The sequence below is a fragment of the Pantoea sp. QMID4 genome (genome assembly GCF_030270445.1).
GTDB classification, from domain to species: Bacteria; Pseudomonadota; Gammaproteobacteria; order Enterobacterales; family Enterobacteriaceae; genus Pantoea; species Pantoea vagans.
Map to the genome: position 1 here is coordinate 158,568 of NZ_BSXL01000001.1, position 13,591 is coordinate 172,158.

Sequence of the window (13,591 nt, forward strand, 5' to 3'; positions counted from 1 at the left end):
CATTTAGCGGTTGCAGGACTGAAGATCCAGTATCCACCAACATTATGGCGAGAGTATGGCAGCGTTGTCCAACGCCAGGAGTTGTCTTATCAACCGGCTACGGGCAACATAGCGGCTTATTTTGGCCTGCTACCGGAACCGCATGAGCGCAAACCACATTCCTGTCCAATTCAGCGATCGCAAGCGTCGTGCCATTGATCGTCTGACGCGGCGGCTAATCACCTGCTGTGGCGTCGCGATCCTGCTACTGATGCTGCTGCTGTTCTGCTGGCTGATTGGCGTGGTATTACCGCTGTTTAATGCGCCGGGCCTGCAAATCGCGGCCAGCCAGCAACTCTGGGATCGTACGCCCGCCTTAGCAATAGGCAATCAGGGCAATATTGGCTGGCGTATCAGCGCGCACGGTGCAGCACGTTTTATTCCACTGGATGGTCAGCCTGCGGAACCGGCACTGGCGCTGATCCCGGCGCCGGATGAGGTGGTCCAGAGTGCCGATGGGCAGACGCTGCTACTGAATATACAGGGCACGCTGACGCTGATGCAGCCTGCCACTGACCAGCAGTGGCGCTTACCGCTGGGCGACAAACCCTTTCATCTGCCTGATGGTGGAGTGACAAAGATGGCGCTGGCGACGCGTCATGCAGGTCAGTGGCGCATTGCTGCCCTCACCGAGGCCGGACTGCGGGTGCTGACGCTGGGCACCGATCGCCAGGCGTCGGTTATCCCGCTGCCGCAACGCCAGCTGGATCTGCTGGCGCTCTCGCCCTCCGGCGATCTGCTCTACACCACCGAAGGCACGCTGCTGCGGGTCTGGCAGCTCGACGATGACCGTGCCCTGCTGCGCGAAACGCATACTCTGTCGCAGCCCCCACAAAGTTTGCATCTGCTGGTGGGCGGCAAAAGCCTGCTGATTCAGGATCGCAGCGGGGTCACCCAATGGTTTGCTATCGCCAGCGATCAGGGGCCGCGCCTGCAGCGTATCCGGACCTTTGCGCACAGCGATGGCGAGACGATTCTGGTGACTGAATCACAGCGTCGCGTGTTCGCGACGCTCAGTAAACAGGGGATGCTGCGACTGTTCGCCAGCAAGCAGACTGGCCCGATACTGCAGCGTCAGCTTGAACCCGGCATCGTGCAGGCGCAGTTTTCACCCCATGGCGACAGCCTGCTGATTGAGCGAGCGGGAAGCTGGCAGACCCTGCGGCTCGATAATCCGTGGCCGGATGTGACCTGGCGTAATTTCTGGCAGAAAATCTGGTATGAAAACTACCCCGGACCCGACTGGATCTGGCAATCCACCGCCGCCGGTGACAGCTATCAGGCCAAGTTCAGCCTGATGCCAATGGTCACGGGAACGCTGAAAGCGGCCAGTTTAGCGCTACTGTTTGCCACGCCGCTGGCGCTGGCCGCAGCGATGTATACCGCGTGGTTCATGGCACCGGGCCTTCGGCGCTGGGTTAAACCGGCCATTGAGATGATGGGCGCGCTGCCGAGCGTAGTGGTGGGGCTGATTGCCGGGATCTGGCTCGCGCCGCATATTGGTCAGGCGCTGGTGGGGGTACTGCTGCTGCCCCTGACGCTGGCAGGCGCGCTGCTGCTATGTGGCGTATTCAGCGCGCGTTTACCGCCGCGCTGGCGTCAGCCGGGCCGGGAAGTGTTGATTCTGCTGCCGCTGTTGCTGCTGGTTACGCTGCTGACGCTGTGGCTGCCCACGCTGTTTATTCCGGATGCGGGCGACTGGCTGCCCCATTACGAGCAGCGCAATCTGCTGGTGGCCGCGCTGGCGATGGGTTTTGCACTGGTGCCGCTGATCTTTACCCTCTCTGAAGATGCGCTGTTCAGCGTACCTGCGGCGCTGGGCCAGGGTTCGCTGGCACTGGGCGCAACGCCGTGGCAAACCCTGACCCGCGTCGTACTGCCAGGCGCCTCCGCCGGGATTTTTGCCGCCCTGATGATCGGTCTCGGACGCGCCGTAGGAGAAACCATGATTTTGCTGATGGCGACCGGTAACACGCCGCAAAGTGAAGGTGGCCTGTTCAGCGGTCTTCGCGCATTGTCCGCCAACATCGCCATTGAGATGCCGGAAGCCGCAGCGGGTAGTGCGCACTATCGCGTGCTGTTTCTCAGCGCCCTGATGTTGCTGCTGTTTACGCTGGTAATTAACACGGTTGCCGAACTGATCCGCCAGCGGCTGCGTCAGCGTTACAGCCAGCAGGAGGAGCAGGCATGAAGGCGATGCGACAAAACGATCGCTGGCGCTGGTTAACCGCGGGTGCCGTCGCCGTCTGCCTGCTGTCCTTTACGCTGCTGATTGGGCTACTGGCGTGGCAGGGCGTCCGTGCTTTCTGGCCGCAGCGCATGGATCTCTATACCTTCAGCCAGCCTGAAGGTGGTGAAACGCGCCTGCTGGGTGAAACCCTGGAACATCAGCGGCATTTTCCCGCTCCGGCTGATGAGCAGGGCAACAGCGGCGGACAGGTGCATCGCTATCTGATTAAAACCGGTAACCGCGACTGGGACGCCCCCGATTTCCGCGTGGTTTACAGCCGTGCAGCGGCAAAAATCAGTCAGCCGCCGGACGTCATGGTGCTGCAGCGGCGCAGCCATGGTCAGGCCTATGGCTGGTTTGTCGGCCTGCGTGAAGATAACGAAGAGTTAACTGCACAGAATCCCGATGCGCTGCTGCATCAGCGGCTTGGACAGGTACAGATGCTGGTACGGCAGGCTAACCAGATTCGCCGGGTCGATATGGCACGCCTCAACAGCCAGCGTGAAGAGCTTGATGAGCAGGCGGCCACAAACCGGGCTGCCGGACGCTTTGATCTGCAGGCAGAGTCAGAATATCAGGCGAATCAGGCCGCACTGCAGCGCCGCTTTAATCAGCTGAGTGAGACACTGGCTTCTCTGCAACAGCAGAGTCAGCGCGATCTGTTAATCCTGCGGGATGGGCAGGGCAACGAACATGCGATTCCGCTGACCGAAATCGTCGACAGCTGGAAGCCGAACGCGATGACGCTGACCGGCAAAACCGGACATTTTCTGCATCAGCTGTGGCGCTTCGTCAGTGATTCACCTGCCGGGGGCGAAAGTGAATCCGGCGCGTTTCCGGCGATCTTCGGCACCGTGCTGATGGTGCTGCTGATGTCGGTGGTGGTGATGCCGCTGGGCGTTGTCGCCGCTATCTGGCTGCATGAATATGCCGGACGGAATGCGCTGACCAGACTGGTGCGCATCGCGGTAGTCAATCTGGCCGGCGTTCCTTCCATTGTTTATGGCGTGTTTGGTCTGGGCTTCTTTGTCTGGCTGGTGGGCGGCACGATTGATCAGCTCTTCTTCGCCAGCGCGCTGCCTAACCCCACCTTTGGCACGCCGGGCTTGCTGTGGGCGTCGCTGACCCTGGCGTTACTGACGCTGCCGGTAGTAATTGTGGCGACCGAGGAGGGCTTATCGCGTATTCCCGACAGCCTGCGGCAGGGTTCGCTGGCGCTGGGCGCGACCCAGGCGGAAACGCTGTGGAACGTGGTGCTGCCAATGGCGGTGCCGGCCATGCTGACCGGCCTGATCCTGGCGGTGGCGCGTGCAGCAGGTGAAACCGCGCCGCTGATGCTGGTGGGCGTGGTAAAAATGGTGCCGGAACTGCCGGTCGACGCGGTGTTTCCTTATCTGCATCTGGATCGTAAGTTTATGCATCTGGGCTTCCAGATTTACGATCTGGCGTTTCAGAGTCCGAATATTGAAGCTGACCGGCCGCTGGTGTTCGCCACCGCGCTGCTGCTGGTGCTGATTATTCTGTCGCTTAATCTGCTGGCGATGGGCCTGCGTCACCGTCTGCGTGAACGCTATCGCCTTATGACTCAATAACAGGCTATGACTATGACGTCCGACACGGATATCGCGCTGACCGTTAACCATCTGTCGCTGTGGTATGGTGAGCGCCAGGCGCTGCAGGATATTTCGCTGCAGGTGCCGAAAAACAGGATTACCGCGCTGATTGGCCCCTCGGGCTGTGGCAAGTCGACGCTGCTGCGCTGCTTTAATCGCATGAATGACGTGATTGATCACTGCCGGGTAGAGGGGGAGGTGTTGCTGGGATCGCAGCCGATCCTGCGCCCTGAACAGGATCTCTCCGCGCTGCGCCGTCGGGTCGGCATGGTGTTTCAGCGGCCTAATCCTTTTCCAAAATCGATTTATGAAAATGTGGTCTACGGGCTGCGTTTACAGGGTGTGCGCGATCGGCGGATATTGAACGAAGCCTGTGAGCATGCGCTGCGTGCAGCGGCGCTGTGGAGCGAGGTGAAAGACCAGCTGTCACAGAATGCGCTGACGCTCTCGACCGGACAGCAGCAGCGGCTGGTAATTGCCCGCGCCATTGCCATTGAGCCGGAAGTGCTGCTGCTGGATGAGCCGACCTCCGCGCTGGATCCGATCTCCACGCTGGTGATTGAAGAACTGATGACCACGCTGAAGCAGCATTTCACGCTGGTGCTGGTGACGCACAACATGCAGCAGGCCTCGCGCGTGTCCGATTTCACCGCATTTATGCATCAGGGCGCATTAGTGGAGTGTGATGAGACCGACCGGATCTTTACCACGCCAAAGCAGCGACGGACCGAAGATTACATTACGGGACGCTACGGTTAAGAAAGGGGAAAAGTCAGGGGGCGTCAGGTGTGGAATAGAGTATCGGCTCAGGGAGCCAGTGCCCTTCGTAAAGACGCAAAACCGCCATCCCTGGCATGCTCAGCGCGGGCGATTACGCACCTCATCCCTGATGTGCGCCCGTTACCGGGCCAACGCTTTGCGTTGTTCAAAAACGCTCCCGGCGTTTTTGTCCCTGGCCCGCGATGCTTTACTACGGGCACAGGCTCCCCTCGCATCAAGCTTTTCAACCGTCTGTAGGAAAACCTGTAACGGCTTTTGGAACGTCAATCGTTAGCATAGCCCTGCGGCGGCAGCGGTTCGCCATCCAGCCAGGCTTTACCGTCACGCATCAATAGCCGGCCCTCGACAAACCAGCCAATCACCAGCGGATAGATAGCGTGCTCCTGATGCTGCACCCGCTCGTTAATCTCTGCTTCGCTGTCGTCAGGAAAGACCGGGACTTTAGCCTGCAGGATCACCGGACCGCCATCCAGCTCGTCCGTCACGAAATGCACGGACGTGCCATGTTCGCTGTCGCCATTTTCCAGCGCCTGACGATGCGTATGCAGTCCGGGATATTTCGGCAGCAGGGAAGGATGAATGTTCAGCAGGCGATCGTGAAAATGCGCTACGAACGCGCTGCTGAGAATGCGCATATAACCCGCCAGCACAATCAGATCCGGACGGTAGGCTTCGATTTCAGCGATAAGCTGGCGATCAAGGGCGTCACGGTCAGCGAAGTCGCTGGCGGCAAGCGCGTGGGCGGGAATCCCTGCCTCCTGCGCTCGCGTCAGGCCATACGCGGCGGCACGGTTGCTGAACACGGCAGCGACGCTGCCGTGAATCCGCCCGCTTTCACAGGCGTCAAGGATGGACTGAAGGTTACTTCCGTTGCCGGAAATCAGTACAACCAGCTTTTTCATCCGTTGATGACCACACGCTCTTCAGCATCCGACACTTTAATCACGCCGAGCTTCCAGGCTTTCTCGCCTGCGGCCTGCATCAGCGCAATCGCGTTGTCCGCGTCTGCCGGGCTCAGTGCGATGATCATGCCGACGCCGCAGTTAAAGGTACGGTACATCTCGAAACGGCTGACGTTGCCCGCCTGCTGTAACCAGCTGAAGACCGCCGGCCACTGCCAGCTCTTCTCATCGATGACAGCCTGGGTGTTGTCGGGCAGGACGCGCGGGATATTTTCCCAGAAGCCGCCGCCGGTCAGGTGCGCGATAGCGTGCACATCGACCTGCTCAATCAGGCTCAGGATATTTTTCACGTAGATGCGGGTCGGTTCCAGCAGATGATCGGCCAGCGGTTTGCCTTCCAGCTGTTCAGCCAGCGGATCGGTGTTGCTGACTTCCAGAATCTTACGCACCAGCGAATAGCCGTTGGAGTGCGGGCCGCTGGAGCCGAGGGCGATCAGTACGTCGCCATCCTGCACCTTACTGCCGTCGATAATTTCTGACTTTTCCACCACGCCGACACAGAAACCGGCCACGTCGTAATCTTCGCCGTGATACATGCCTGGCATCTCAGCGGTTTCACCGCCCACCAGCGCACAACCTGACTGCAGACACCCTTCGGCGATGCCGGTAATTACCGCAGAGGCGGTATCCACATCCAGTTTGCCGGTGGCGTAGTAGTCGAGGAAGAAGAGCGGCTCGGCGCCCTGAACCACCAGGTCATTGACGCACATCGCGACCAGGTCAACACCAATGGCATCGTGACGTTTGAGATCCATCGCCAGACGCAGCTTGGTGCCCACGCCATCGGTGCCGGAGACCAGCACGGGTTCACGGTATTTTTGCGGCAGCGCGCAAAGCGCACCAAAACCGCCCAGTCCACCCATCACTTCCGGGCGACGCGTCTTTTTCACTACGCCTTTAATACGGTCAACCAGAGCGTTACCAGCATCAATATCAACACCGGCGTCTTTGTAACTGAGAGAGGTTTTGTCGGTCACTGCGAGGTCCCCACGCGAGTTGCGGTTGGTGGTTTAAAATAAAGCGCGGCAATTCTATCAGTGCAGGCAAACGTTTGCGAGTCCGGCATTGCGCATCGGGCGATTTTCATTAATCCTTTATTTGTCCCGGTAAAACCCGCGGCTTTGCGTAAGAGCAGGTGGCGCAGCGCGTAAAAGGCGGTATAATCCCGCGATTTTTTTTAGCTCAACTCATTCCGGGAGAACACCAATGAAGATCGTGGAAGTCAGACACCCGCTGGTCAAACATAAACTGGGCCTGATGCGTGAGCATGATATCAGTACAAAGCGTTTTCGCGAGCTGGCCTGTGAAGTGGGCAGCCTGCTGACCTATGAAGCGACCGCCGATCTGGAAACAGAGCGCGTTACCATTGAGGGCTGGAATGGCCCGGTAGAGATCGATCAGATCAAAGGCAAAAAAATTACGGTGGTCCCGATCCTGCGTGCCGGTCTTGGCATGATGGAAGGGGTGCTGGAGCACGTTCCCAGCGCCCGTATCAGCGTGGTGGGTGTTTACCGTGATGAAGAGACGCTGGAGCCGGTTCCTTATTTCCAGAAGCTGGTCTCTAACATCGAAGAGCGCCTTGCACTGGTGGTCGACCCGATGCTGGCGACCGGTGGTTCGATGATTGCCACCATCGATCTTCTGAAGAAAGCGGGTTGCACCAGCATCAAAGTGCTGGTTCTGGTTGCCGCACCAGAGGGGATTGCCGCACTGGAGAAAGCGCATCCTGACGTCGAGCTTTACACTGCGTCAGTGGATCAGGGACTGAACGAAAAGGGTTACATCATTCCCGGGCTCGGCGATGCCGGGGACAAGATTTTCGGAACCAAATAAATCGCACAGCCGACCAGAGAGTCGGCTTTTTTTTGACAAAAATAATGCCCCGAACGGATTCGGTCTGCCGCGAGGCGCACCGGCGTGCCTGCTGCTGTGCCAGAGGCGCGAACCCATGGGGATACAAAACATAAGGGGATAAATGATGACTCGTCGCGCCATTGGCGTCAGTGAACGGCCGCCGTTACTGCAAACCATTCCACTCAGCCTGCAACACCTGTTTGCCATGTTTGGTGCCACGGTACTGGTGCCGATCCTGTTCCACATCAACCCGGCGACGGTGCTGTTGTTTAACGGCGTCGGCACACTGATTTATCTCTTTATCTGTAAAGGCAAAATTCCCGCCTATCTCGGTTCCAGTTTTGCCTTTATCTCGCCGGTGCTGCTGCTGTTGCCACTGGGATACGAGGTTGCGCTGGGCGGATTTATTCTGTGCGGCGTGCTGTTCTGTATTGTGGCGCTGATTGTGAAACGCGCGGGCACCGGCTGGCTCGACGTGATGTTTCCCCCGGCGGCCATGGGCGCGATTGTCGCCGTCATTGGTCTGGAGCTGGCGGGGGTCGCCGCCAATATGGCCGGCCTGCTGCCCGCTGAAGGCAGTGCGCCCGACAGCAAAACCGTGCTGATTTCGCTGGTCACGCTGGCGGTAACGGTCTTCGGTTCGGTACTGTTCCGTGGCTTCCTGGCGATTATCCCGATTCTGGTCGGTGTGGTGGCAGGCTATCTGCTCTCTGCGTTTATGGGCATCGTTGACTGGAGTGGCGTGGTCAAAGCCCCCTGGTTTGCCCTGCCAACCTTCTATACGCCGCGCTTTGAGTGGGTGGCGATGCTGACGATTCTGCCTGCGGCGCTGGTGGTGATTGCCGAGCATATCGGTCATCTGGTAGTTACGGCCAACATCGTGAAGAAAGATCTGATTCGCGACCCTGGCCTGCATCGTTCGATGTTCGCGAATGGCTTATCCACCGTTATTTCTGGCTTCTTTGGTTCGACGCCAAATACGACCTACGGTGAAAACATCGGCGTGATGGCGATTACCCGCGTCTATAGCACCTGGGTGATTGGCGGCGCGGCAATTCTGGCGATCCTGCTCTCCTGCGTCGGCAAACTGGCGGCGGTGATCCAGGCGATCCCGGTTCCGGTGATGGGCGGTGTGTCGCTGCTGCTGTATGGCGTGATTGGCGCTTCCGGTATCCGCGTGTTGATCGAATCCAAAGTCGATTACAACAAAGCGCAGAACCTGATCCTGACCTCGGTGATCCTGATCATCGGCGTCAGCGGGGCGAAGGTACATATCGGCGCGGCAGAGCTGAAAGGCATGGCACTGGCGACGATCGTGGGTGTTGGCCTGGCGCTGATCTTCCGCGTGATCTCGCTGTTGCGCCCGGAAGAAGTGGTGCTGGAGGCTGAAGAACCGCGCGAACATTGATCGCAGCGCGCCTGACAGGATCCGGGGCAGGGACGCCCCATTCATCTCTTGCTGAAAACTGTGTTAGACTTCCCCCGATTTTTTGCTTGTTCTCTTGCTGAGGTGCTTCTGAACACGCCGGCACAATTGTCATTGCCACTCTATTTACCCGACGATGAAACCTTCTCCAGCTTCTGGCCGGGGGAAAACCCGTCGCTGATTGCCGCACTCAAAGGCGCTCTCAATCAACAACATGGCAGCTATCTCTACTTCTGGTCACGCGAAGGCGGTGGGCGGAGCCATCTGCTGCACGCCGCGTGCGCTGAAATGTCCGCGCGCAGCGAAGCGGTCGGGTACGTTCCGCTGGATAAACGCACCTGGTTTGTTCCGGAAGTGCTGGAAGGGATGGAGCAGTTGTCACTGGTCTGCATCGATAACATTGAGTGCATTGCAGGCGAACCGGAGTGGGAGATGGCGATCTTCGATCTCTATAACCGTATTCTGGAAACCGGCAATACGCGCCTGTTTATTACCGGCGATCGTCCGCCACGTCAGCTGAATCTGCAGCTGCCCGATCTCGCTTCGCGGCTGGACTGGGGGCAGATCTATCGCCTGCAGCCGCTCTCCGATGAAGACAAACTGCAGGCGTTGCAACTGCGTGCCGGGTTACGTGGTTTTGAGCTGCCGGAAGATGTGGGTCGCTTCCTGCTGAAGCGACTGGATCGTGAAATGCGTACGCTGTTTGATACGCTGGATCGGCTTGATCGCGCCTCGATCAGCGCGCAGCGTAAACTCACCATTCCCTTCGTTAAAGAGACGCTCGGCCTTTAAACAATGTCGAGCACCGCTTCTGGCGGACGTCCAATTCGCGCCTTATCGCCGTTGATGACAATCGGCCTTTCAATCAGCACCGGATTTTCTACCAGCGCATCCAGCAGCGCACTTTCGTTTTTATCGGCGAGTGCCAGTTCGCTGTAGATCGCCTCTTTGGTACGCATCAACTCTCGTGCACTCTGCATCCCCAGTTTCTGTAGCAGAATTAGCAGCGTCTCGCGATCGGGCGGTGTCTGCTGATAGAGCACCACTTCCGGCTCAATGCCGCGGGTGTTCAGCAGCGCCAGCGTTTCACGGCTCTTGCTGCAACGCGGGTTGTGGTAAATCGTCACCATCCGAAATTTTCCTTTTATTTGCAACGCGCTGGCAGCGCGAGGGCTTAGCCTTTCTGATATTGCTTAAAGCGCTGCTGCAACTGGCGCAGCTGATCGATACGGGCATCGTAGCGCGCCTGCTTCAGGCTGCCGAGTGGCACCTGTGCGCTGGCGCTGCCTAACGCGGTGATGGCCTGATCAATCTGGCCATTCAGCGCCAGGCTCTCTGCCCGTGCCGACAACTCTTCATCATTCAGTCCCTGCTGTGCAGAAGCCTGTGCCAGTAAATCCCAGCCGTTGGGATCGTCTTTATTGGCCCAGGTATAGCGGTTCAGAATACGGCTGGCACTGGCATACTGCTTCGCTTCCACGTAGGCGTTCGCCAGGTTGAGCTGCACCACCGGGCTGTTTTTGGCACCGGTTGCGGCGGTGAGCAGGGCGATCGCCTGTTGTGGCTGGTTCAGGCCGATGTCAATGTCCGACATGATATCCAGGAACCAGACGTTATTAGGCTGTTTCGCCAGTAGTGGCGTCATGATGCGCTTCGCATCGGCATAGCTCTTCGCCTGTAAAAACTGTATGGCCTTGCCATATTGTGACGCCAGCTGCTCACGCGCATTGCCGCTGGCATACTGACTCAGCAGTTCGTCAGTGAGCTGATTACGCCCGGTTGCGTACATCCCCAGCGCACGCACCTTCGCCAGGTAAAAATCTTCAGTGGATTGCACGACGACCGGGCGCATCTGGTTAGCGCGGTTACGGGCATCTGCCAGACGGCTGTCGGGCAGGGGATGCGTCAGCAGAATTTCAGGTGGCTTCGAGGAGAAGCGACTCTGATCGGCCAGCTTCTGTAGGAAATTTGGCATCGCCTGGGGATCGAAACCGGCGCGCTGCAGCACCTGAATGCCGATGCGGTCAGCCTCCTGCTCATTGCCCTGGGTGAAGCTGATAATCCCCTGCTGCGTACCCGCCAGGGTGCCGGTCAGTGCGGCCATACCCGCCTGCGGACTCGCCATCGCCAACAGTATCGAGCCCAGTGCACCGACCCAGGTGAGTGGGGCATTGCGCTTTTGATCTTCCATGGCGCGCGCCAGATGGCGCTGGGTGACGTGTGAAATTTCATGCGCCATCACGGATGCCAGCTGACTTTCATTTTCGGTAAAGCGGAACAGCGCCGAGTGCAGCACCACATTGCCACCGAAGAAGGCAAAGGCGTTGAGCTCATCGTTCTGAATCAGAAAGAAGTGGAACGGGGTTTTGACGGAGTCAGCATGCGAGACCAGCCGCTGCCCCAGCTGATTAATATACTGATTAAGCAGCGGATCGTTGATCAGCGGCGCACTGGCACGCAGCTGGCGCACATAGAAGTCGCCCATCTGCAATTCCTGATTAATCGACAGCGTCGAACCGGCCGTGGTGCCAATATCGGGAAGTGAATCACTGACATCGGCATGGGCCGGTGTCAGAGTGGTGAAAATGAGCGTCGGGAGGAGCGCGGCGAGCAGCGTTTTCTTTAACCGGTTCAACATGCCTTAATCCTGTAGAGAGGCCCTGAGAATGGACAGGTGCGCAGCGGGAATGTTCCATTTTTCCCAGATAACGGCGGTTCGGGACTATCTTAACCAGAGCATCAAAAGAAAGAAATGTCGTTTTCTGGCCAGTGCCTGGTGTAATTTGTGCAAGATCGCAAATTTTGACGAAAAAAACTGAACATCCTGTCAACTTAAACCCCAGTTAAACGAACAAAATCCGGCAAGGTTTTCCCGGTGTCCTGAGCTGCTAATTTGCCTCTTAACTGTTCATTCCCATCGCGCTTCGACCGAATAAAGCAGATTCTGCTGGCAGATATCAGGAAGCGTAATCGTTCTTTTTTTAAAGTTATGTAAATTCAATCAGAAAAACTGAATATGGCACGCGTTTTTCCAGGTCTACTCTGAAAAAATAGCCCGCGCGGAGCCGCAAAATGTTTCTGCTTCATTGATAAATCAAATCGATTTGCCTGCACCGATCTTCCTGATTCCAGCTATGTCTGGCTGTTATTTTCTCGTATCAAATTAACAGAAAGAGGTTAAATTCGCGATAGTCAGATCCACCGCGGCTAAGACCCTTTTTTCTGCATGATGAAAATATTCGATTAATTCTCTGAGTGAATAATTTCAGCGGTTATCAATAGCGCGTTGACCTGAATTTACAGAAGCGAGAATTAAACCTGCGCTGTGGTATAGATAGCCGACCTGATTCAGCCCTGAATCTGACAGACATTATTTGCCGGAGAGAAGAGTTATGCGTTCAGTTGTTTCATACGCGTTAATCGCCATTATTGGCGGTGTCGTTGGCGCGGCTGTCACACAGAGTGGCAATATTTACGACAAAGTGACACGTCATTTTGCAACCGAGCCACAGGAAGCGCCTGGATTCTGGAGTACCCCAGCGATTGAAGGTTACGGCAAAATTCATTACGAGCCTGACGCCGCGTTTAAACCGGTGGCGGGCCTGAGCAACAAAATTGTTTTCCAGATTACCCGCAGCGACGGCGCGATGACCGCGCCCAATCTGGGACTGGAACGCGTGGCGCGCGTGGTGAATCTCTATATCGCCTCTGGCGTGCCTGCCGACCAGTTGAAGTTCGTGGTTTCGGTCACCGGTGACGCAACGCCTGCCATGCTGGATAACGCCCATTTCAAACAGTTTTATGGCATCGAAAATCCAAACCTGAAGCTGATTAATGCGCTTAATCAGGTGGGAGTGAAAGTCTCGGTCTGCGATCAGTCCGTGGCATTCCATCACTATCCAAATAACTGGATTGATAAATCAGTCGTCCATGCGCTTTCCAGTCCGACCACGGTATCAACCCTGCAAAACCAGGGGTACGCGTGGCTGGCAATGTAATTGATGTTTTAAACGATCAGGAGAAGAGTGAATGCGTCCAGCAGCTTTAGTAGTGATGGCAGCCGTAGCAGGATTTATCGGAGGCAATGTTTTACAGTTGCCGGAATTATTCGATAAAGTCAGCGGAAAGATGGCAGATAATAAATCTGAGCCCGCTGATTTCTGGAGTACACCAGCGATTGAAGGCTACGGCAAAATACATTATGTCGATACGCCGGCATTTAAACCCGGTACCACAGCGGGTCTGAGTAATAAAATTGTTTTCCAGATTAACCACAATGATGGCGATATTCGTAAGCCGAATCTGGGCCTGGAACGTGTGGCGCGTGTCACCAACCTCTATTATGCGGCGGGTGTGCCACTCGACCAGCTGAAATTTGTGGTGTCGATCAACGGCGACGCGGTGTCGTCAGCGCTGAATAACGACCAGTTCAGCAAAGCCTACGGTGTGGATAACCCGAACCTGAAGCTGATCAGCGAACTGAAAAAAGCGGGCGTTCAGGTCACTATCTGTGATCAGTCCGTGGCGTTTCATCAGCTCGATCGCAGCTGGATCGACCCGATGGTCACCCACACTATCTCCAGCGGCACCACCGTTGCCACGCTGGAAAACAGCGGTTACGCCTTCCTGATGCTTTAATTCCCCGCAGCGGCGTCACTGCCGCTGTCACCTGCCGGTCATGTTACCG

12 protein-coding genes are annotated in these 13,591 nt (G+C 57.1%); 8 read left to right on the forward strand and 4 right to left on the reverse strand.

Annotated elements, in window-relative coordinates:
- Nucleotides 1–142: 142 nt before the first annotated feature.
- The 3 genes from QSK07_RS00735 to pstB are packed head-to-tail and all read left to right on the forward strand — an operon-like array spanning nucleotide 143 to nucleotide 4,641.
- The gene (locus QSK07_RS00735; protein ID WP_285720193.1) at nucleotides 143–2,230 is read left to right on the forward strand and encodes an ABC transporter permease subunit; all 2,088 of its coding nucleotides are present in this window, start codon (nucleotides 143–145) and stop codon (nucleotides 2,228–2,230) included.
- Nucleotides 2,227–3,861 (forward strand): phosphate ABC transporter permease PstA, encoded by a 1,635-nt coding sequence (gene pstA, locus QSK07_RS00740; protein ID WP_285720194.1) that lies wholly within the window; start codon nucleotides 2,227–2,229, stop codon nucleotides 3,859–3,861. Before QSK07_RS00735 ends, pstA begins: the two co-directional genes overlap by 4 nt.
- 12 nt (nucleotides 3,862–3,873) lie before the next feature.
- Nucleotides 3,874–4,641 (forward strand): phosphate ABC transporter ATP-binding protein PstB, encoded by a 768-nt coding sequence (gene pstB / locus QSK07_RS00745; RefSeq protein ID WP_285720195.1) that lies wholly within the window; start codon nucleotides 3,874–3,876, stop codon nucleotides 4,639–4,641.
- Between the two features lie 284 nt (nucleotides 4,642–4,925).
- Here the strand turns inward: pstB and purN are convergent, their stop codons facing one another.
- Nucleotides 4,926–5,564, reverse strand: coding sequence for a phosphoribosylglycinamide formyltransferase (gene purN, locus QSK07_RS00750; RefSeq protein ID WP_285720196.1), 639 nt, complete (start codon nucleotides 5,562–5,564; stop codon nucleotides 4,926–4,928).
- Entirely contained in the window at nucleotides 5,561–6,601 is a 1,041-nt protein-coding gene (purM, locus tag QSK07_RS00755; protein WP_098052636.1) for a phosphoribosylformylglycinamidine cyclo-ligase, read from the reverse strand. Before purM ends, purN begins: the two co-directional genes overlap by 4 nt.
- A 229-nt stretch (nucleotides 6,602–6,830) precedes the next feature.
- On the opposite strand from purM, the gene upp reads away from it, so the two are divergent.
- The 3 genes from upp (at nucleotide 6,831) to hda (ending at nucleotide 9,696) form a co-directional block, all read left to right on the forward strand.
- The gene (gene upp, locus QSK07_RS00760; RefSeq protein ID WP_285720197.1) at nucleotides 6,831–7,457 is read left to right on the forward strand and encodes a uracil phosphoribosyltransferase; all 627 of its coding nucleotides are present in this window, start codon (nucleotides 6,831–6,833) and stop codon (nucleotides 7,455–7,457) included.
- A gap of 145 nt (nucleotides 7,458–7,602) precedes the next feature.
- The gene (uraA, locus tag QSK07_RS00765; protein WP_033733504.1) at nucleotides 7,603–8,886 is read left to right on the forward strand and encodes a uracil permease; all 1,284 of its coding nucleotides are present in this window, start codon (nucleotides 7,603–7,605) and stop codon (nucleotides 8,884–8,886) included.
- 108 nt (nucleotides 8,887–8,994) lie between these two features.
- The gene (gene hda / locus QSK07_RS00770) at nucleotides 8,995–9,696 is read left to right on the forward strand and encodes a DnaA inactivator Hda (RefSeq protein ID WP_195719715.1); all 702 of its coding nucleotides are present in this window, start codon (nucleotides 8,995–8,997) and stop codon (nucleotides 9,694–9,696) included.
- Here hda and arsC read toward each other — a convergent pair.
- Nucleotides 9,693–10,034, reverse strand: coding sequence for an arsenate reductase (glutaredoxin) (arsC, locus tag QSK07_RS00775; RefSeq protein ID WP_285720198.1), 342 nt, complete (start codon nucleotides 10,032–10,034; stop codon nucleotides 9,693–9,695). The genes hda and arsC overlap by 4 nt on opposite strands.
- Before the next feature lie 44 nt (nucleotides 10,035–10,078).
- Entirely contained in the window at nucleotides 10,079–11,542 is a 1,464-nt protein-coding gene (gene bepA, locus QSK07_RS00780; protein ID WP_285720199.1) for a beta-barrel assembly-enhancing protease, read from the reverse strand.
- A 754-nt stretch (nucleotides 11,543–12,296) separates the two neighbouring features.
- Between bepA and QSK07_RS00785 the strand changes: the two genes are divergently transcribed.
- Nucleotides 12,297–12,902, forward strand: coding sequence for a DsrE family protein (locus tag QSK07_RS00785; RefSeq protein ID WP_285720200.1), 606 nt, complete (start codon nucleotides 12,297–12,299; stop codon nucleotides 12,900–12,902).
- A gap of 31 nt (nucleotides 12,903–12,933) precedes the next feature.
- Nucleotides 12,934–13,542, forward strand: a complete 609-nt coding sequence (locus QSK07_RS00790) for a DsrE family protein (RefSeq protein ID WP_285720201.1) — start codon at nucleotides 12,934–12,936, stop codon at nucleotides 13,540–13,542.
- Nucleotides 13,543–13,591: the final 49 nt, after the last annotated feature.

Excerpts from the sequence above, each read along its gene's own strand:
- QSK07_RS00735 (WP_285720193.1), top strand. The coding sequence starts at position 143 with ATGAGCGCAAACCACATTCCTGTCCAATTCAGCGATCGCAAGCGTCGT.
- pstA (WP_285720194.1), top strand. The coding sequence starts at position 2,227 with ATGAAGGCGATGCGACAAAACGATCGCTGGCGCTGGTTAACCGCGGGT.
- pstB (WP_285720195.1), top strand. The coding sequence starts at position 3,874 with ATGACGTCCGACACGGATATCGCGCTGACCGTTAACCATCTGTCGCTG.
- purN (WP_285720196.1), bottom strand. The coding sequence starts at position 5,564 with ATGAAAAAGCTGGTTGTACTGATTTCCGGCAACGGAAGTAACCTTCAG.
- upp (WP_285720197.1), top strand. The coding sequence starts at position 6,831 with ATGAAGATCGTGGAAGTCAGACACCCGCTGGTCAAACATAAACTGGGC.
- uraA (WP_033733504.1), top strand. The coding sequence starts at position 7,603 with ATGACTCGTCGCGCCATTGGCGTCAGTGAACGGCCGCCGTTACTGCAA.
- arsC (WP_285720198.1), bottom strand. The coding sequence starts at position 10,034 with ATGGTGACGATTTACCACAACCCGCGTTGCAGCAAGAGCCGTGAAACG.
- bepA (WP_285720199.1), bottom strand. The coding sequence starts at position 11,542 with ATGTTGAACCGGTTAAAGAAAACGCTGCTCGCCGCGCTCCTCCCGACG.
- QSK07_RS00785 (WP_285720200.1), top strand. The coding sequence starts at position 12,297 with ATGCGTTCAGTTGTTTCATACGCGTTAATCGCCATTATTGGCGGTGTC.
- QSK07_RS00790 (WP_285720201.1), top strand. The coding sequence starts at position 12,934 with ATGCGTCCAGCAGCTTTAGTAGTGATGGCAGCCGTAGCAGGATTTATC.